The sequence below is a fragment of the Streptomyces sp. NBC_01537 genome, assembly GCF_045040445.1.
Classification (GTDB): Bacteria; Actinomycetota; Actinomycetes; order Streptomycetales; family Streptomycetaceae; genus Actinacidiphila.
This window is the reverse complement of record NZ_CP109392.1, coordinates 3,966,415-3,983,965: the sequence shown is the minus strand read 5'-3', so window position 1 is coordinate 3,983,965 and position 17,551 is coordinate 3,966,415. Positions and strand designations below refer to the sequence as shown.

Below are 17,551 nucleotides of genomic sequence, written 5' to 3'. Positions count from 1 at the left end.
GGCTGGTTGCGCGCAGCGCTATGCCGCACACGCGGCGACCACGTCCGCCGCCCCCAGCGCAGGGCGAGCGCCGAGGTGTCCAGGCCGTCCGCCGTCCCGGACAGGGAGATGGCGACGAGGCCTGTCACGCCGGGCTCGAAGCCCGGGGGCCGACGGAGCCGCGCGCTGCAAAGCAGCGAGGTCGTGGGGGTCGAAGGGGCCAACGGCTTCGGCGTCGGGCCAAGGGAGGGCTCCGGAGGCGGCGGCGAGGGATTCGCGGATGAGGGACTTCCCCAGCTCGGCCGTGCCAGATGGTCCAGCGGCGTTGGACGAGGTGGAAGGCGGCCTCGACGAGTCTCTTCCCGCGCTCCCGGTTGGGTAGATCCAATCTACGTAGATTCGTTCTACTCAAACTGAAGTGCCCACACCGCGGGCGTGCGGATCCCCGGCCGGACCTCGCCGCTCACAAGGACGAGGTCGTCGCCCAGGCGGGCGGCGGGGGTGGTGAGCTGGGAGGGGCCTGGGAAGTCGCCCACGGCGTGCCAGCGGGCGTGCAGGGTGTCGTACGCCAGGAGCTCGCGGTTGAAGCCGGTGTGGTGGTCGTAGAGCCAGGTGACGATGTCGGGGTGGCCGGCGGCGGTCTGGCGCTGGATGAGGTTCCAGCGGTCGAGGTCCTTGTCGCCGCCGGCGACCAGGAGGTAGCGGTCACCGAGGGGCCAGGCCTGGCCGGCGGTGACGCACCAGGGGAGGTCGGGGAGGCGGGTCCAGGCGGAGGTGAGGGGGTTGTAGGAGTAGGCGTCGCGGTGGAAGTGCCAGGTGCCGTCGGGGTCGCTGGAGCGGCCGCTGAGGAGGTGGAAGCTGCCGTTGAGGGCGGTGCCGAGGGCTACGGTGCGGGCGGGGCCGGGGCAGGGCGGGAGGGTCTGCCAGCCGTCGGAGGGGTGGGCGAGGTCGAGGGAGTAGAAGTCCGCGCCCTCGGCCGCGTAGACCGTGGTGCCGATGAGGGCGGCCACGGCGTAGGACATGGGGCGGGGGAGGTCGGGGAGGTCCTCGCGGATGAGGCGCCGGGCGGCCGGGTCGTAGCGGAGGCGGAAGGCGTCGGGGAATTTCACGGCCGGGGCCAGGGCCGTTCCGCTGGGGCCGCCGCGGAAGCCTTCGCCGCCGAGGACGAGGACGCCGGAGGGGGTGCTGACGCAGGCGGAGTAGGCGAGGGAGTCGGGGAGGCTGAGGCGTACGTCGAGCCAGGTGCGGTCGGGGCCCATGACGAAGGCGTCGGACCAGTAGACCTTGCCAAGACGGTTCGGCCTGGTCACGGTCAGGGCGGGTTCGGGGAAGTTGGCGCCGCCGGCGGCGATCAGATACGGGCCGTGGGAGCCGACGAGGAGGCCGGCGAGGCCGAGTTGGCGCCAGTAGGGGCTGCGGACCGGGATGGCGTCGTTCCAAGCGGTGGGGTTGGGCGGGAGATCGGGGAGGCGGTGGAAGGCGACCTGGGGACCGATGTCGGAGGCGGCAAGTGCGGGGGTTGCCGCCGCCAGGGGCCCGGCCGCCGCCCCCGCTGCTGCGGCCGCGAACGTACGGCGCCTCACAGGGCGGTCACCGGGATGCCGGTGAAGGCGATGGTCTCGTACGGGCCTTCCTCGCCCGTTTCGTAGAGCAGCCCGACCGTGCCGCTGCCCGCCTGCACCAGGTCGGAGTAGCCGGCCGGCAAGGCGGACACCTTCAGCACGGAGGACCAGCTCGCGCCGCCGTCCGTGCTGGAACGCAGGGTCATCGCCCGGCGGGCGGCCGGGTCGGCGGGGCCGGCGTAGAGCAGGGGGCCGTCCTGGACCTGCAGGAGGCTGCCCTGGACCACCGGGCCGGTGAGGGCGGGCTGTGGCCGGTAGGGGCGCAGCAGCGTGCGGCCGCCGTCGGCGCTGTAGGCGTCGCAGCGGACGCCGGCGGCGGTGCCCTTCTGGTCCCGGGCGTTGAAGTAGAGGCGGCCGTCGGGGAGCTGGGCGACGGCGGACTCGTTGACGTTCACGACGCCGTCCGGGTGGTCGTCGACGCAGCCGATGTGCCAGGTGCGGCCGGCGTCGTCGCTGTAGAGGTCGTGGCCCCCGTAGTAGCGGGCCTCGGCTCCGGTGTCGGCGGAGCCGTCGGGCGGGGCGACGGAGTGGTTGGCCGGGATGACGAGCCGGCTGCCGTCGGTGAGGGCGATGCCGTGGCCGGGGCCGGTTGCGTACCAGCGCCAGTCGGCGCGCTTGGCGGTGGAGGTGATCTCGCGGAGCGGGGACCACGAGCGGCCGTCGTCGTCGCTGTGCTGGACGAAGACGCGGCGGCTCTGGGATTCCTCGGTGGCGCCCATCATGATCTGGGCCTCGCTGACGGCGCCGGAGTTACGGCAGGTCAGGAGCAGGATGCGGCCGGTGCGGGGGTCGACGACGGGACAGGGGTTGCCCTGGGTGTCGGTGCCGGCCTCGGCGACGACCAGCAGGGGTCCCCAGCTGCGGCCGCCGTCGGTGGAGCGGCGGGCGACGACCCTGATCTCGCCGGTGTCGCTGGCGGAGTGGCCGCGGCCCTCGGCGAAGGCGATGAGGGTGCCGCGTTGCGTGCGTACGACGGCGGGGATGCGGAAGGTGTCGTAGCCCTCCGTCCCGGAGGTGAAGGCGACCGAGGAGATGCGGGGGGCGGCGTGGGACAAGCCCTTTATGGCGAACGCCGAACCCAGTACCGCCAGCGGTACGGTGATGGCCGCCCGTCGTCGAAAGCGCATCAGACTGCCTCCCGTGCTTCCGCGACGGGCGTCGGATAACGCCCGTCCGCCCACCGCTGCACCCGCGCCGGGACGTCGAGGCCGACCAGCGCGATCACCACCGCCGTCAGGGACAGCCCCAGCACCGCGATCGCCGTGCCCAGGCCCATCGGCTCCGCGAGCCGCGCGCCCAGCACGGGGGCCGCGGCGCCGCCCAGCGCGCCGACGTTGTAACTGAAGCCGAGCCCGGCGGCCCGGAAGCGAACCGGATAGTGCCCGGAAACGTACTTCGGGAGAACACCGGACGCCCCCTGACCGGTGCTCAGCAGCAGGAACAGCAGCGCCCACAGTGCGACCGGGTGACCCCCGCCGAGCGCGAAGACCGGCCAGACGAAGACCAGGGAGGCGGTGAGCATGCCGACGTACGCCCGCCGGGTGCCGAAGCGGTCGCCGAGGAAGCCGGTCAGCACGCTGCCCGCCGCGTAGCCGATGCCCGCGTAGAGCAGGGCGTCGGAGACCTGGTCGGGGTCGTAGTGGAGGTCGGTCTTGAGGTAGGTGGGGAGCAGGGACTGCAGCGGCCAGGAGTACAGGAAGGCGCAGAAGACGGTGATCATCAGGGCGACCATCACCGGCCACAGCCGCTCCGCGAACTGCACCGCGAAGGCGATGAAGCAGGCCGCGATGACGGCGACGAGCAGCAGTGTCACCGGCATCGCCTGGTCGCGCAGGACGAGGAAGACGCTCAGCGCCGCCACGGTCCCGATCGGCAGGTTCCATGCCGCCCGGCGTCCGGTGAACAGCACCGCCGCCGCGCTGACGGGCCGTTCCCTGGCGCTGAACTCCGTCCAGTCCTTGCTCTCTGGGAGCCGCTTGCGCAGGTAGACGGCGAGAAGGACCGGGATGACGCCCAGCCAGAACAGCACCCGCCAGCTGGAATGCGGCACGACCCAGGCGTACGACTTCGCGGCGAGGACGCTGCCCAGCGGATAGCCGGACAGGAGCATGCCGCTGGCCTTGTTGCGCAGCCGCTCGGGCCAGCTCTCGATGACGTACGTGGCGCTGGCGGTGTACTCGCCGGCCATGCCGAGCCCGATGACCATCCGGAACGCGAACAGCGACCAGTAGTCCCAGGCGAAGCCGCACAGGGCCGCCCCGACCGCGTAGAGCGTGATGCTCAGCACCATGGCGGGCCGCCGGCCGAAGCGGTCGCCGAAGGCGCCGATGGCGAGGCCGCCGAACCAGCGGGAGACGAAGGCGGCCGAGACGAGGGTGGCGGCGGTGACGGGGGAGAGGTGGAACTCGGCGGCGATCTCGGTCAGGACGAGGGTGATCAGGACGAAGTCGAAGCCGTCCATGGCATAGCCCAGCCAGGCGGCGGCGAACGCCTTCCAGTCCTGGGGGGACAGCTCGCGGTACCAGGGGGAAGAGGCAGGGGCGGGGGCAGGGGCGGGGGAGGGTTCGGTCATGCGGCGGCTCGCTCTCCTGGGGCCTGTTGGCGGCCACGGTAGAGCCAACGCGGCGGGCCCCGGAGAGGGCACGCCGTACGCCGCTGCGGCCTACGCCGCGAAGAAGCCCTTCGCCCGTGCCAGCGCGTCCGTGTCCCGCAGAACGTCGCCCGGTCGGCTGCCGTTGCCGAGGAGAGCTCCGCCCCAGTGCATGCCGGCGTACGCGGCGGTGTGCCGCAGCGTCCCGACGAGGGGTTCCGTGGTCGCGGGGTCCTGGCCGGCGAGGGCGGTGACCGACCACAGGGTCTTGCCGCGCAGGCGGGGGAGGAAGTCCAGCCCGGGGACGCGCATCCAGGCGGACCAGTGGTCGAGGTAGAGCTTGGTGTCGGCGGAGACGCTGAACCAGTACAGGGGCGAGGCGATGACGAGGTCGGTCGCGTCCAGGGTGGCGTCGAGGAGGGTGCGGGCGTGGCCGGTGGGCTCGGGGTAGCTGCCGTCGCCCTCGTGGCGGTGGTCCTCGAAGGCGGGGAGGGGCAGGTCGGCGAGGCGGAGCCAGCGCTGCTCGACCTGGGGCGGGAGTTGCTCGGCGGCGTGGCGGGCGAGGAGCTCGGTGTTGCCGCCGGGCCGGGTGTTGGCCAGCAGGAAGAGGTATCTCCGGGCGGCGTCGCCGTGCGTGCCAGTGGTCATGCCACATCCCCATCTCGTTGCGCATGCATTATGTACATACGCATTATGTGCGTGTGCATGGAGATGTTAGCAAGGCTCCTTCAGTGGCCGCCACCCCACCAGCCGGCACAGCGTCGTGTACAGCAGCTCCGGATCGACGAACGGCGCCCGCTCGCTCGGCCGCGAGTACCAGGCCAGCGGCCACGTGTCCCCGTGCAGGGCGGGCACGCCGACGTAGCCGACGCTCGTGGAGGTGCCGCCGAGCCGCATGATGCCGGGCGGCCAGCGGTAGCCGGCGGCGCTGCTGGGCGGGCAGAGGAAGTACATCCAGCGCTGGCCGACGGCCTCGCGGATGATCGGGCCGGCCGCGTCGCCGGTCTCGGCGGCGAGTTCGTCGGCGACCTCCTCGGCGCGCAGGCCGGCGATGCGTACGGCGTCGAACTGGACGCCCGTACGGCTGAGTTGGTGCCCTGAGGTGGGTACCCAATCCGGGCGATACGGCAGCGGGGGGTGGGCGTGGGGGGATGCGGCCGCAGGATAAGTGGCCGGTTCGTCGTTGGGGGCAGCTTCGGGGTTCATGGACTCAACGATTCCGTCGCGGTGTTGGCTTCACCATGCACGGCGCGGCTACAAGGCGGGTTGTGCAGGCGGGAAGGAGAACGGGCCTGTGAGTCAGAGCGACGGAACGTCAGCGACCCTGCGCGTCTTCGGCGGACAGGTCCGCTGGCTCCGGACCGAAGCGGGGCTGACCCGCGCCGAACTCGGCGACCGGATCGACTACTCGGAGTCCATGGTGAGTGCGGTCGAGCAGGGCCGCCGCATCCCCAAGCAGGACTTCATCGACCGGGCCGACACCGTCCTCGGCGCGCGCGGGCTGCTCAAGGCCGCCGCGCCCTTCCTCGCGCAGGAGCGCTACCCGTCCTGGTTCCAGGACTTCGCGCTGCTGGAGGCCGAGGCGGTGAGCATGTACCTGTACGCGAACCAGACCGTGCCCGGCCTCCTGCAGACCGAGGGCTACGCACGCGCTGTGATCGCTGCCCGCTGCCCGCCGCTGGACGACGAGGAGATCGAGACCAGGGTCGCGGCCCGCATCGACCGGCAGAGCGTGCTGATCCGCAAGCCCGCCCCCGTACTGGGTTTCGTCATCGAGGAGGTCGTACTCCAACGCCCCATCGGCGGACCCGGATCCATGAAGGACCAATTGCACCGCCTGCTGGACTGCGGCAGCATGCGGAACGTCTCGCTCCAGGTCATGCCGACCCGGCGGGAAACCCACTCCGGTCTCGACGGCCCCATGGTGCTGCTCGAAACCCCCGAACGCCGCAGTCTGGCCTATGTCGAAGGCCAGAGCGGCAGCTTCCTGATCTCAGATCGGGACGAGGTCAGTGTGCTCACCCAGCGGTATGGAATCATCCGCGCACAGGCACTCAGTCCCGAGGAGTCAGCGAGCCTGATCGAACGGCTGGCAGGAGAACTATGAACAGCGCGCAACCTCTGGAACCGGCTGAACCCGCTGAACCCGCTGAATCGGCGTGGTTCACGAGCAGCTACAGCGGCAACGAGGGCGGTGAGTGCGTCGAGGTCGCCGCCACTCCCGGCACCGGCGCCGGAATCGTCCACGTCCGCGACTCGAAGGACAGAACGGTCCCCGCCCTCGCCTTCGGCGCCGACGCCTGGGACGCCTTCGTCGCCCTCGTCAGCCTTCGGTAGCCCCGGCTCCGACCACCGGCGCGCTCCCGTCAACGATGCCGGGGGCGCGCAGTGCTGTCCGCGTCTGCCGGGCGGTACGCAGCGCGTCCGCCGTGAGGATCACCAGCGCCGCCCACACCAGGCCGAAGCCCGCCCATCGGGCCGTGGGCATGGACTCGTGGAAGTAGACCAGGCCCAGCACGAACTGGAAGAGCGGGGCGAGGTACTGGAGCAGCCCGATCGTGGAGAGCGGGACGCGGACCGCGGCGGCGCCGAAGAAGATCAGCGGGACGGCGGTGATCAGCCCGGCGGCGACCAGCAGGGCGGCGTGGCCGGGGCCATGGGTGGTGAAGGTGGCGTCGCCGCGGGCGCTCAGCAGGACGACGAAGCCCAGGGCGGGCAGGAACTGGATCGAGGTCTCGGCGGCGAGTGACTCCAGACCGCCCATGTTGACCTTCTTCTTGATGAACCCGTACGTGCCGAAGGAGAAGGCCAGCACCAGCGAGATCCACGGCGGCCGCCCGTAGCCGACGGTGAGCACGACCACCGCCGCGAGGCCGATGCCGACGGCCGCCCACTGCGCCGGGCGCAGCCGTTCGCGCAGCACCAGGACGCCCAGCGCGATGGTGACCAGCGGGTTGATGAAGTAGCCGAGCGAGGTCTCCACGACATGCCCGCTGTTGACGCCCCAGATGTACATGCCCCAGTTGACCGAGATCACGGTCGCCGCGAGGGCGAGCAGCCCCAGGCGCCGGGGCTGCCGCAGCAGCTCGGGTATCCACTGCCAGCGGCGCAGGCCCAGCAGGATGAGCGCGACCACGGCCAGCGACCAGATCATCCGGTGGGCGAGGATCTCCAGCGGCCCGGCGGGTTCGAGGAGCGGGAAATAGAGCGGAAAGACGCCCCACATGCCGTAGGCGGCGATTCCGTACACGAGCCCGGCGCGCTGGTCCTTGTCGTTCAACGGATCCTCCCCGGCCCCGGCCACGGCGGCGTACGGCAACCGTCCGACCGTAGCGCGCCGGGGAGGGGGTGTCATCCGCGTTCCGCATGACGGTCATGACAGCCGTAGGACCGCCATGCGGAAGATGGGGGAGAGGGTGCCTTTCGGCTGTCAGCCCTTCAGTGCCGCCGCGATCGTGTCGGCGAGCGGCGTGGTCGGCCGGCCGATGAGGCGGGAGAGGTCGCCGCTGCCGCCCTCCAGCAGGCCGCGCGAGATGCCGGAGACATCGACGTCGACCAGGATGTCGGCGAACTGCTCGGGCAGGCCCGCGCCGGTCAGGATGCCCTTGAAGACCTCCGCCGGGACGTCGGCGTAGGCGATCTCCTTGCCGGACTGCTTCGAGAGCTCGGCCGCGTACTCGGCCAGCGTCCAGGCCTCGTCGCCGCTCAGCTCGTACGCCTTGTTCTCGTGGCCCTCGCCGGTCAGGACGGCGGCCGCGGCGGCGGCGAAGTCCTCGCGGGTGGCGGAGCCGACCTTGCCCTCGCCTGCGCTGCCGACGACGCCGTGCTCCAGCTGGACGGGGATCTGGGCGGTGTAGTTCTCGGTGTACCAGCCGTTGCGCAGGAAGGTGTACGTCAGGCCGGAGTCGAGGAGGGCCTGCTCGGTGACCTTGTGCTCGGCGGCGAGCGCGAAGTCGGCGTCCGGGCCGCCCAGGACGCCGGTGTACGCGAGGCGGGCCACGCCCGCGTCCTTGGCGGCGCTGATGACGGCGGTGTGCTGGGCGGCACGCTGGCCGACCTCACTGCCCGAGATCAGCAGGACGACGTCGCCGGCCTGGAAGGCGCCGGCCAGGGTCTCGGGCTTGCCGTAGTCGGCCACGCGGAGCTCGACACCCCGGTCCGCGAAGTCGGTGGCCTTCGCCTTGTCGCGTACGACGGCGACGACCTGCTCGGCGGGGACCTTCGCCAGCAGTTCGTCGATGACGAGACGGCCCAGTGCTCCGGTGGCTCCGGTGACGACGATGCTCATGGGATGCGTTCTCCTGTGTCCATGTGGTGCGAGGGTGCGGATGCAGGACTAACGCTAAGACCGGCACTAACTTCTGGAAAGTACCCACTTTGAAGTAAGGTACTGGCATGGCAGTGAGCAATGAGCTGAGCGCGCTCCAGGCGCTGGCCCCCGACGTCAACGCCGCGAGCTGTCCCTCCCGGCTGATCCTTGAGCACGTCACCAGCCGCTGGGGGGTCCTCGTGCTGGCCGCGCTGCTCGACGGCACGCACCGCTTCAGCGAGCTGCGCCGCGCGGTCGGCGGGGTCAGCGAGAAGATGCTCGCCCAGACCCTCCAGACCCTGGAACGGGACGGCTTCGTGCACCGCGAGGCGCACCCCGTCATCCCGCCGCACGTCGACTACTCCCTCACCCCGGTCGGTGAGGAGGCCGCCCGCCAGGTCTGGACCCTGGCCAGGTGGGTGGAAAGCCGCGTCCCGGACGTGATGACCGCCCGGGACGCGTACGACACCGCCAAACGCGGTTAGGCCGCAAAAGCCCTAGCCGACGACCGTCCAGGTGTCGTTGCCGGTCAGCAGCGCCGCGAGGTCGCCCTTGCCGTGCTGCTCGACCGCGGCTTCGAGCTGGTCGGACATCTGGGTGTCGTAGACCGGCCGCTCCACGCTGCGCAGCACCCCGATGGGGGTGTGGTGCAGCGTGTCGGGGTCGGCCAGCCGGGACAGCGCGAAGGCGGTGGTCGGGCTGGCCGCGTGCGCGTCGTGGACCAGGACCTCGTGCTCGTTGGCCGGTGTCACGTCGATGACCTTGAGGTCACCCGTGGCCTGGTCCCTGACGACGCCCTTGGCGGCGCCCGCACCGAAGCGGATGGGGCGGCCGTGTTCGAGCCGGATCAGGGCTTCCTCGGCGGTCGCCTGGTCCTTGAGGGCGTCGAAGGCGCCGTCGTTGAAGATGTTGCAGTTCTGGTAGATCTCCACCAGCGCCGTCCCGGGATGCGCGGCGGCCTCCCGCAGCACCTGCGTGAGGTGCTTGCGGTCGGAGTCGATGGTGCGGGCGACGAAGGACGCCTCGGCGCCGATGGCGAGCGAGACCGGGTTGAAGGGCGCGTCCAGGGAGCCCATCGGGGTGGACTTGGTGATCTTGCCGACCTCGCTGGTCGGGCTGTACTGGCCCTTGGTGAGGCCGTAGATCCGGTTGTTGAAGAGAAGGATCTTGAGATTGACGTTGCGGCGCAGCGCGTGGATCAGGTGGTTGCCGCCGATGGACAGCGCGTCCCCGTCGCCGGTCACGACCCACACGCTGAGGTCGCGGCGCGAGGCGGCCAGGCCGGTGGCGATGGCGGGGGCGCGGCCGTGGATGGAGTGCATGCCGTACGTGTTCATGTAGTACGGGAAGCGGGACGAGCACCCGATCCCGGACACGAAGACGACGTTCTCTCTCGCCAGCCCCAGCTCGGGCATGAACCCCTGGACGGCGGCGAGGATCGCGTAGTCCCCGCAGCCCGGGCACCAGCGCACTTCCTGATCCGACTTGAAGTCCTTCATCGACTGCTTGGCGTCGGCCTTGGGGACCAGGCTCAGCGCGGGCAGCCCCCCCGGCGCCGGGTGCTCGACGGCAGGTGCCTCAGACATCCGCGCTCTCCTCCTGAATGGAGTCAGAAATGGCATCAGCGAGTTGTTCGGCCTTGAAAGGAAGCCCTGTGACCTGGGTGTAGGAGCGGGCGTCGACCAGGTACTTCGCCCGCAGCAGGTGCGCGAGCTGGCCGAGGTTCATCTCCGGCACCACCACCTTCTCGTAACGTCCCAGCACGTCACCGAGATTCCGCGGGAAGGGATTGAGATGGCGCAGATGGGCCTGCGCGACCGCGCCCCCTGCGCCCCTGATGCGCCGTACGGCGGCGGTGATCGGCCCGTATGTGGACCCCCAGCCGATGACCAGGGTCCTGGCCTGGCCGGACGGGTCGTCAACGGTCAGCTCGGGGACCGCGATGCCGTCGATCTTGGCCTGCCGGGTGCGGACCATGAAGTCGTGGTTGGCCGGATCGTAGGAGATGTTCCCCGTCCCGTCCTGCTTCTCGATGCCGCCGATCCGGTGCTCGAGGCCCGGTGTGCCCGGCACCGCCCAGGGGCGGGCCAGGGTCTCGGGGTCGCGCAGGTACGGCCAGAACTCCCGCTCGCCGCCCGGGCCTTCGTGGTTGGGCGCGGTGGCGAACTGCACGCGCAGATCCGGCAGATCGTCGATCTCCGGGATCCGCCAGGGCTCGCTGCCGTTGGCCAGATAGCCGTCGGAGAGCAGGAAGACCGGTGTGCGGTAGGCCAGCGCGATCCGGGCCGCCTCCACGGCGGCGTCGAAGCAGTCGGCGGGGGTGGACGGGGCCACGATCGGCACCGGGGCCTCGCCGTTCCTGCCGTACATAGCCTGGAGCAGGTCGGCCTGCTCGGTCTTGGTCGGCAGCCCGGTGGACGGGCCGCCGCGCTGGATGTCGATCACCAGCAGCGGCAGCTCCAGCGACACGGCGAGCCCGATCGTCTCGCTCTTGAGGGCCACGCCCGGCCCGGAGGTCGTGGTGACCGCCAGCGCCCCGCCGAAGGCCGCGCCCAGGGCGGCGCCGATGCCGGCGATCTCGTCCTCGGCCTGGAAGGTGCGTACGCCGAAGTTCTTGTGCCTGCTCAGCTCGTGCAGGATGTCGGAGGCCGGGGTGATCGGGTACGAGCCCAGGAACAGCGGCAGATCCGCCTGCTTGGACGCGGCCACGAGCCCGTACGACAGCGCCAGGTTCCCCGAGATGTTGCGGTACAGCCCGGCGGGGAAGGCGTTGCTCGCAGGGGCGACCTCGTAGGAGACCGCGAAGTCCTCGGTCGTCTCGCCGAAGTTCCAGCCCGCCCGGAAAGCGGCCACATTCGCCTCGGCGAGCTGCGGCTTCTTCGCGAACTTCTTGCGCAGGAAGGCCTCGGTGCCCTCGGTCGGCCGGTGGTACAGCCAGCTGAGCAGGCCCAGCGCGAACATGTTCTTGCTGCGCTCGGCCTCCTTGCGGGACAGCTCGAACTCCTTGAGCGCCTCCACCGTGAGCGTCGTCAGCGGCACCGGATGCACGGCGAACGCGTCCAGCGAGCCGTCCTCCAGCGGCGAGGCCGCGTAGCCGACCTTGGCCATGGCGCGCTTGGTGAACTCGTCGGTGTTGACGATGATCTCGGCGCCGCGCGGGAGATCTCCGGTATTCGCCTTCAGGGCGGCCGGATTCATCGCCACCAGGACGTTCGGCGCATCACCGGGCGTGAGGATGTCGTGGTCGGCGAAATGCAGCTGGAACGACGAAACGCCCGGCAGGGTGCCTGCGGGCGCTCGGATCTCGGCCGGGAAGTTCGGCAGCGTGGAAAGGTCGTTCCCGAACGACGCGGTCTCCGAGGTGAAACGATCACCCGTGAGCTGCATCCCGTCCCCGGAGTCCCCGGCGAACCGGATGATCACCCGGTCCAGTCGCCTGGTCTCCTTGGCCGGTTTGCGCTGCTCCCCGAGCACCCGATGCTCGGTCGCTGGGCTGCTGACCTGACTCGTCACTGAATCGGTCCTCCTTCGAGGCGGCGGCTCACGCTCAAGGTCGTGACCTCTTGTCCCACTCGAACATCGTACGTGGGTAAGGGTCGCCTTCCCTGCGAAAACGCTCGACTTCTGTAGTTGAGGACGCCTGCGGGCGGTTCGTCAGTTCTCCGTCAGATTTCCGTCAGTTCCCCGTCAGCCGGCACCGCTCTTCTCACGCCGTTTTTCTTACGCTCTTCTCCTACGAATTCAAATAGGTGAGCACCGCCAGAACCCTCCGGTGGTCCCCCTCGCTCGGCGCGAGCCCCAGTTTCAGGAAGATGTTGCTCACGTGCTTCTCCACCGCGCCGTCGCTCACCACCAGCTCCTTCGCGACCGCCGAGTTGGTCCGCCCCTCCGCCATCAGCCCCAGGACCTCCCGCTCCCGGGGCGTCAGCCCCGCCAGCACGTCCTGCTTACGGCTGCGGCCGAGCAGCTGCGCCACCACCTCCGGGTCCAGCGCCGTCCCGCCCCGGGCCACCCGCACCACGGCGTCCACGAACTCCCGCACTTCGGCTACCCGGTCCTTGAGCAGATACCCGACCCCCGTGCTGCTGTCGGCCAGCAGTTCGGTCGCGTACTGCTCCTCCACGTACTGCGACAGCACCAGCACCCCGACCCCCGGGTGCTCCCGGCGCAGCTGCACGGCGGCCCGTACGCCTTCATCCGTATGGGTGGGCGGCATCCGCACATCCGCCACGACCACGTCCGGCAGCGCGCTCTCGTCGGCCAGCTCGCGGATCACCTTGATCAGCGCCTCGGCGTCGCCGACGCCCGCCACCACCTCGTGCCCGCGATCGGTCAGCAGCCGGGTCAGTCCCTCCCTGAGCAGCACCGAATCCTCGGCGATGACGACCCGCACCCTGTCCTCCACGGCTCCAGCTCCCCCACGCTCGCGTATACCGCCCCAGCATTGCAGTACCGGGGCCGGTGGCGCGTGGGGATAACAGGTCGCGCTGCCGCCAAGAGGTCATGTTCGCCAGGGCAGCTCCGCGGCGATCGTGGTCGGCCCGCCGGCGGGGGAGTCCACCGCGAGGACGCCCTCCACCGCGTCCAGGCGCTCGGCGAGTCCGGCCAGGCCGGAGCCGCCGGCCAGGGAGGCGCCGCCGCGGCCGTTGTCGATGACGTGGATCATGAGCCGGTCGCCGGACCGCCAGACATCGGCCGTGGCCCGTGAGGCCCCGCTGTGCTTGCTGATGTTCTGCAGCAGCTCCGAGACCGTGAAGTACGCGATGCCCTCGATCGCCGGCACCGGCCGGCCCGGCAGGTCCACGGTCACCGACACCGGCACCGTGCAGCGCGCGGCCAGCGAGGACAGGGCGGCGTCCAGGCCGCGGTCGGTCAGTACGGCCGGGTGGATGCCGCGGGCCAGGTCGCGCAGCTCCTGCAGGGCGAGCTTCACCTCGCCGTGCGCCTCGTCCACCATGCCGGCGGCGGCCACCGGGTCCTCGCGCATCTTCTCCTTGGCCAGGCCGAGCCCCATCGCGAGGGCGACGAGCCGGGCCTGGGCCCCGTCGTGCAGGTCGCGCTCGATGCGCCGCAGGTCGGCGGCGGCGGTGTCCACCACGACGCCCCGGTCCGACTCCAGCTCGGTGACCCGGGTGGCCAGCCGGGACGGCCCGAGCAGCCCGCGCACCAGCGCCCGGTCCACGTGCGCCATGCCCCGGATCAGCCAGGGCGTGACCAGCACCAGCACCAGCCCGACGCAGGAGGTGAGCGCCAGCTCGAAGGGCGAGTCCAGCCACCAGCCGCTGCCGTCCCTGCGGCCGAAGATCTGCAGGCCGGGCTGGTGGGCGTAGACCGGGAAGACCCACTGCCACAGGGGGTAGGTCAGGAAGCCCCAGCCGTAGGTGACGAACGAGACCGAGACGCTGAAGGTGAGGACACCCCACGGGAAGTGAACGAAGGAGTAGAGGACATGCCGCCACGACACCCCGTTGCTCAGCTGCGCCCCCAGCCACGGCATGAACCCCCGCGCCTTCGGCCGCACCGGCCCAGGCTCCGCCACCTCCAGCCGCAGCCACCTGCGCGCCCGCTCCCGCTCCATGATTCCCAGCCCCCGGCAGCCCGCCAGCAGCAGCGCCAGTACGAACACGCCCAGGAACGTCACCAGCAGCCCCGCGCCCAGGGACAGCATCGTCACCGCGTAGACGAAGCCGATGATCCCCATCGGCAGATTCAGCAGCAGATACAGCAGCTCCCGCCACGTACGCGCCTCCAGCGGCGCGCGCAGCGCGATGGGCAGCAGATGCTCACGCGTGTCCGTATCCATGGCCCGTCCTAAGCAGTCCTGAGCAGCGAGGTGATGTGCGTCCAGCGTCGTACGGGGGGCGCCCCGCGCCCATGGTGCGGATCGGCGTCTTGATCCGGGGGCTATCCCTACCTTTCACGCCACGGCAGCTCCGCCGTCACCACCGTCGGCCCCCCGGCCGGCGAGTCCACGACCAGCAGACCGTCGACGGAGCCGAGCCGCTCCGCGAGTCCGGCCAGGCCCGACCCGGAGTACGTGGATGCCCCGCCCGAGCCGTCGTCGCGCACCTGCACCATCAGCCGCCCGTCCGAGCGCCACAGCTCCACGCTCGCCGCCCGTGCCCCGCTGTGCTTGCTGATGTTCTGCAGCAGCTCCGAGACCGTGAAGTACGCGATGCCCTCGATCGCCGGGGCCGGCCGGACCGCCAGGTCCACAGTCACCGCGACGGGCACCGTGCAGCGCGCGGAGACCGAGGACAGGGCGGCGTCCAGGCCGCGGTCGGTCAGTACGGCCGGGTGGATGCCGCGGGCCAGGTCGCGCAGCTCCTGCAGGGCGAGCTTCACCTCGCCGTGCGCCTCGTCGACCATCTTGGCCGCCGCGTCCGGGTCCTCCAGGAGTTTCTCCTTCGCGAGCCCCAGCCCCATCGCGAGGGCGACGAGCCGGGCCTGGGCCCCGTCGTGCAGGTCGCGCTCGATGCGCCGCAGGTCGGCGGCGGCGGTGTCCACCACGACGCCCCGGTCCGACTCCAGCTCGGCGATCCGCCGCTCCAGCTCGTCGGAGGGCTGCAGCAGCCCCCGCACCATCGCCCGGTCGGCATTGGCCAGGCCGCGCGCGATGAACGGCAGCACCGGCCAGGCCACGAAGAGCGAGACCAGGGTTACGGTGAAGGTGGTGATGCCCCACGGCAGCCGTATCGAGAAGTAGAGAGTGTGCCTCCAGGCCACCGGGTCCTTCAGGGAGGTCCACAGCCACGGGAAGAAGCCCAGCCGCCCGAGCCGCAGTGGCCTCGGCTCCTCGACCGTCACCCCCAGCATCCCCCTCGCCCGGCCCCGCTCCAGCCGGCCGGCGAGCCGGCAGCCCGCCAGCCCGAGGGCCAGCAGGGGCAGGCCGACCACGGTGACCGACAACCCGATGCCGAGGTAGAGCATGACGACCACATAGACGAAACCGGCGATGTCGACCGGCAGGTTCGCCAGCAGATAGGCGATCTCCTTCCAGGTCACGGCATCGAACGCGAACCGCGCCGGGGGCAATTGGGTGGTCTCTGGCTGGCTCATGGCCCAAGACTGCCGGGCGGGGAGCGGGTCGCGCCATGGGGTGCGTAGGAGGAGTCAGGTGGGGTTATCCCGAGGTTGGCCCGAGGTTGTCCGGAGATCGTCCCGGCCACCGCTGAATTCGGTGCGAAGGCGGTTGCCCAGCTCTTGAGGGGTTGGGCCTAGACTCCGTCCGTACAGATCGTCTAAAGATCCACCGGGATCGCTGGACAACGAGGGAACGACGAGAATCGAGGGGCGGACGGACGTGGACTACTTCCACGGCTACTCGGTCGTCGGCCTGGTCGCAGTGGTCGGGGTGCTCTTCGTCGCCGTGGCTTTCGGCGCCGGGCGGCTGCTGCGACCCGACCTGCCGACGCACGAGAAGCTGCTCACCTACGAGTGCGGGGTCGACCCGGTCGGCGAGGGCTGGGCGCACACCCAGATCCGCTATTACGTCTACTCCTTCCTCTACGTCATCTTCGCGGTCGACGCGATCTTCCTGTTCCCCTGGGCGACGGTCTTCTCCGCCAAGGGATACGGCGCCACGACGCTGGTGGAGATGTTCGTCTTCCTCGGCTTCCTCGCCGTCGGACTGCTCTACGCATGGAAGAAGGGGGTCCTGGAATGGACGTAACCCCTGCCTCTGCCTCTGCCTCTGCCTCTGCCTCTGCTCCTGCTCCTGCTCCTGCTCCTGAGCCCCAGCTGCTGCCGGAACCGCGCCGCCTGGGCACGCTCGCGCGCCTCGCGCCGGAGCCGATGAAGGTGGTCCTGAACTGGGGCCGCCGCTACAGCCTGTGGGTCTTCAACTTCGGGCTCGCGTGCTGCGCGATCGAGTTCATCGCCGCCTCCATGTCCCGCCACGACTTCATCCGGCTGGGCGTGATCCCCTTCGCCCCCGGGCCGCGCCAGGCCGACCTGATGATCGTCTCCGGCACGGTGACGGACAAGATGGCCCCGGCCGTCAAGCGGCTGTACGAGCAGATGCCCGAGCCGAAGTACGTCATCTCCTTCGGCGCCTGCTCGAACTGCGGCGGCCCGTACTGGGACTCGTACTCCGTGACGAAGGGCGTCGACCAGATCATCCCGGTCGACGTCTACGTGCCCGGCTGCCCGCCCCGGCCCGAAGCGCTGCTCCAGGGCATCCTGAAGCTCCAGGAGAAGATCTCCCGCGAGTCGCTCGGCGAGCGCTACGCGGCCGACTCCCGGCCTTCTGCCGCCCAGCTCACCAGCGGCCTCGTCACGGCCGAGGTCCCGGAGGGCGGCACGAGATGAACCTCTACGACCAGCTGCCGGACGCCGCCGCCGAGATCTTCGGCGAAGAGGCCATCGGGGCTGACGCGTACGGCCTGCTGACCGTCGACGTGCCCGTCGGCTCCTGGGTCTCCGCCCTGGAGACCGCCCGCGACAAACTCGGCTGCACCTTCTTCGACTGGCTCAGCGCCGTCGACGAGCCCGGCACCGGCTTCCGCGTCTGCGCGCATGTGGTGTCCCTGCACGAGGGCCGCGTCCGCCGCCTGCTCATGCGTACGACCCTCTCGCACGAGGCCCCGGCGCTGGCCACCGCCACCGATGTCTACGCGGGCGCCGGCTGGCACGAGCGCGAGACCCACGAGATGTTCGGCATCGAGTTCACCGGCCACCCGCACCTGGTGCCGCTCCTGCTCCCCGAGGGCTTCGAGGGCCATCCCCTGCGCAAGGACTTCGTCCTGGCCGCCCGCGTCGCCAAGGCCTGGCCCGGCGCCAAGGAGCCGGGGGAGTCCGAGCACGGCGGACCCAAGCGCCGCACGATGCTCCCGCCCGGCGTGCCCGACCCCAACGAGTGGGGCCCGATGAAGGGCCAGCTCCCGCCCGCCCCGGCCCGTCCGGCCCGTGCCGCGCGTCCCGCCGCTGCCGCTGCCGCGGGAGAACGCCCGGCGCGGCGCGCCCGCAGCGTCACGGAAGGCTCCGCCAGCCAGGCGCCGCCCACCCCCGACGCTCCGTGGGAGCAGCCGAAGCCCGCCGCAGGTGAGCGCG

General features: G+C 70.9%; 17 protein-coding genes and 1 pseudogene. 6 read left to right on the top strand and 12 right to left on the bottom strand.

Features of this window, described 5'->3' with window-relative positions; genetic code table 11:
* Positions 1 to 383: 383 nt before the first annotated feature.
* From OG607_RS18260 to OG607_RS18240, 5 genes are all read right to left on the bottom strand, one after another.
* On the bottom strand, positions 384 to 1,562 hold the full coding sequence (locus OG607_RS18260) for a hypothetical protein (RefSeq protein WP_405724234.1): 1,179 nt from the start codon (positions 1,560 to 1,562) through the stop codon (positions 384 to 386).
* A complete protein-coding gene (locus tag OG607_RS18255) occupies positions 1,559 to 2,728 on the bottom strand; it encodes an exo-alpha-sialidase (protein WP_405724232.1) in 1,170 nt (389 codons plus the stop codon). Before OG607_RS18255 ends, OG607_RS18260 begins: the two co-directional genes overlap by 4 nt.
* A complete protein-coding gene (locus tag OG607_RS18250) occupies positions 2,728 to 4,173 on the bottom strand; it encodes a sialate:H+ symport family MFS transporter (protein WP_405724230.1) in 1,446 nt (481 codons plus the stop codon). The genes OG607_RS18255 and OG607_RS18250 overlap by 1 nt, the downstream gene beginning before the upstream one ends.
* 90 nt (positions 4,174 to 4,263) lie before the next feature.
* Positions 4,264 to 4,839, bottom strand: coding sequence for a flavodoxin family protein (locus OG607_RS18245; RefSeq protein ID WP_405724228.1), 576 nt, complete (start codon positions 4,837 to 4,839; stop codon positions 4,264 to 4,266).
* A gap of 66 nt (positions 4,840 to 4,905) precedes the next feature.
* Entirely contained in the window at positions 4,906 to 5,397 is a 492-nt protein-coding gene (locus OG607_RS18240) for a hypothetical protein (protein WP_405724226.1), read from the bottom strand.
* A gap of 88 nt (positions 5,398 to 5,485) precedes the next feature.
* On the opposite strand from OG607_RS18240, the gene OG607_RS18235 reads away from it, so the two are divergent.
* Together OG607_RS18235 and OG607_RS18230 are read left to right on the top strand one after the other, a co-directional pair.
* Positions 5,486 to 6,298 (top strand): helix-turn-helix transcriptional regulator, encoded by an 813-nt coding sequence (locus OG607_RS18235; protein WP_329313774.1) that lies wholly within the window; start codon positions 5,486 to 5,488, stop codon positions 6,296 to 6,298.
* Positions 6,295 to 6,528 carry a DUF397 domain-containing protein gene (locus OG607_RS18230; RefSeq protein ID WP_405724224.1) on the top strand — a complete coding sequence of 78 codons (234 nt, stop codon included), beginning with the start codon at positions 6,295 to 6,297 and terminating at the stop codon, positions 6,526 to 6,528. The genes OG607_RS18235 and OG607_RS18230 overlap by 4 nt, the downstream gene beginning before the upstream one ends.
* Here the strand turns inward: OG607_RS18230 and rarD are convergent.
* Both rarD and OG607_RS18220 read right to left on the bottom strand, forming a co-directional pair.
* Complete coding sequence (rarD, locus tag OG607_RS18225; RefSeq protein ID WP_405736870.1) at positions 6,515 to 7,417, bottom strand: EamA family transporter RarD; 903 nt, start codon at positions 7,415 to 7,417, stop codon at positions 6,515 to 6,517. The two genes, OG607_RS18230 and rarD, sit on opposite strands and share 14 nt — an antisense overlap.
* A gap of 204 nt (positions 7,418 to 7,621) precedes the next feature.
* Positions 7,622 to 8,479 (bottom strand): SDR family oxidoreductase, encoded by an 858-nt coding sequence (locus OG607_RS18220; RefSeq protein ID WP_405724222.1) that lies wholly within the window; start codon positions 8,477 to 8,479, stop codon positions 7,622 to 7,624.
* Positions 8,480 to 8,586: 107 nt separating this feature from the next.
* Between OG607_RS18220 and OG607_RS18215 the strand changes: the two genes are divergently transcribed.
* Positions 8,587 to 8,985 (top strand): winged helix-turn-helix transcriptional regulator, encoded by a 399-nt coding sequence (locus OG607_RS18215; RefSeq protein ID WP_405724220.1) that lies wholly within the window; start codon positions 8,587 to 8,589, stop codon positions 8,983 to 8,985.
* 12 nt (positions 8,986 to 8,997) lie between these two features.
* Here OG607_RS18215 and OG607_RS18210 read toward each other — a convergent pair whose 3' ends face one another.
* The 5 genes from OG607_RS18210 to OG607_RS18190 all read right to left on the bottom strand — a co-directional run bounded on the left by OG607_RS18210 (position 8,998) and on the right by OG607_RS18190 (position 15,559).
* A complete protein-coding gene (locus tag OG607_RS18210; protein WP_405724218.1) occupies positions 8,998 to 10,086 on the bottom strand; it encodes a 2-oxoacid:ferredoxin oxidoreductase subunit beta in 1,089 nt (362 codons plus the stop codon).
* A complete protein-coding gene (locus tag OG607_RS18205; RefSeq protein WP_405724216.1) occupies positions 10,079 to 12,013 on the bottom strand; it encodes a 2-oxoacid:acceptor oxidoreductase subunit alpha in 1,935 nt (644 codons plus the stop codon). The genes OG607_RS18210 and OG607_RS18205 overlap by 8 nt, the downstream gene beginning before the upstream one ends.
* Before the next feature lie 220 nt (positions 12,014 to 12,233).
* On the bottom strand, positions 12,234 to 12,893 hold the full coding sequence (locus OG607_RS18200) for a response regulator (RefSeq protein ID WP_405736868.1): 660 nt from the start codon (positions 12,891 to 12,893) through the stop codon (positions 12,234 to 12,236).
* Between the two features lie 108 nt (positions 12,894 to 13,001).
* Positions 13,002 to 14,303, bottom strand: a complete 1,302-nt coding sequence (locus tag OG607_RS18195; protein WP_405724214.1) for a sensor histidine kinase — start codon at positions 14,301 to 14,303, stop codon at positions 13,002 to 13,004.
* Positions 14,304 to 14,410: 107 nt separating this feature from the next.
* Complete coding sequence (locus OG607_RS18190) at positions 14,411 to 15,559, bottom strand: sensor histidine kinase (protein WP_405724212.1); 1,149 nt, start codon at positions 15,557 to 15,559, stop codon at positions 14,411 to 14,413.
* Positions 15,560 to 15,803: 244 nt separating this feature from the next.
* On the opposite strand from OG607_RS18190, the gene OG607_RS18185 reads away from it, so the two are divergent.
* The 3 genes and pseudogenes from OG607_RS18185 to OG607_RS18175 all read left to right on the top strand — a co-directional run.
* On the top strand, positions 15,804 to 16,172 hold the full coding sequence (locus OG607_RS18185) for an NADH-quinone oxidoreductase subunit A (RefSeq protein ID WP_329313757.1): 369 nt from the start codon (positions 15,804 to 15,806) through the stop codon (positions 16,170 to 16,172).
* Complete coding sequence (locus OG607_RS18180) at positions 16,163 to 16,810, top strand: NADH-quinone oxidoreductase subunit B (protein ID WP_405724209.1); 648 nt, start codon at positions 16,163 to 16,165, stop codon at positions 16,808 to 16,810. Before OG607_RS18185 ends, OG607_RS18180 begins: the two co-directional genes overlap by 10 nt.
* A pseudogene (locus OG607_RS18175) lies at positions 16,807 to 17,544 on the top strand (NADH-quinone oxidoreductase subunit C); the annotation flags it as partial. The gene OG607_RS18180 and the pseudogene OG607_RS18175, both read left to right, overlap by 4 nt.
* Between the last annotated feature and the right edge of the window lie 7 nt (positions 17,545 to 17,551).